The sequence below is a fragment of the Pantoea sp. Pa-EAmG genome (assembly GCF_030024295.1).
In the GTDB taxonomy this organism is placed as follows: domain Bacteria; phylum Pseudomonadota; class Gammaproteobacteria; order Enterobacterales; family Enterobacteriaceae; genus Pantoea; species Pantoea dispersa.
This window is the reverse complement of the sequence record NZ_JASEWO010000411.1, coordinates 1-619: the sequence shown is the minus strand read 5'-3', so window position 1 is coordinate 619 and position 619 is coordinate 1. Positions and strand designations below refer to the sequence as shown.

The window sequence follows — 619 nt, the reverse complement described above, 5'->3', positions numbered from 1 at the left end:
GCTATATGTCCGAACAGGTGAAAGAGCGTTATCACCAGTGCACTAACCTGGACTGTTCCTGCACCTTCAAGACGAATGAGAGCATCACCAAGGTCATCACCGCACCGCCACAGCCGGAAACAAAACCGGAAGCACCACCGGAACCGGTAAGAGAACGTCAGACGCTGGGCCGTTACGGTTCTGCATTCCGCCAGGTTCATTAACCCCGCACAGCCGCTGCCCGATCAGCGGCTTTTTTTGTGCCTGTCCTTTGCCTTTCCGAAGCCCTTTTTCTGGCCAGCCGCTTTGTAAAAAGTGATGCATGCATAGCGTGCATGGATCTGCATGCAAAACCATGCACCGCATTCCTCCGTTCAGGCCATACCGGGTGCGGCCCGACCCGCTTCATGCACATGCATGAAAAGCGATGCATAAAGCGGGCAGGCGTGGCGGGGATAGCATTGCGCGCCAGCGGTGGTGTTTAGTATTAATAATTATTGTTTGAGCGCGTCGTAACGGCGCGGGCGTGGTTGGTGTTGGTTCGTTAGTGGTTGGTTGTAATCATGTGCGCGTGGTGCGTCTGAGGTGCGATGGTGGCGAGGAATGAAAAAGCCGCCTGCTGGCGGCTTTGATTTGAAGG

The 619-nt window shown here is 55.1% G+C and carries 1 protein-coding gene; it reads left to right on the top strand.

Going from position 1 to position 619, the window contains the following annotated elements:
* Window positions 1-203, top strand: a 203-nt coding sequence (locus QMM04_RS22970; protein WP_282997202.1) for an ogr/Delta-like zinc finger family protein, incomplete at its 5' end; no start/stop codon positions are given.
* Window positions 204-619: the final 416 nt, after the last annotated feature.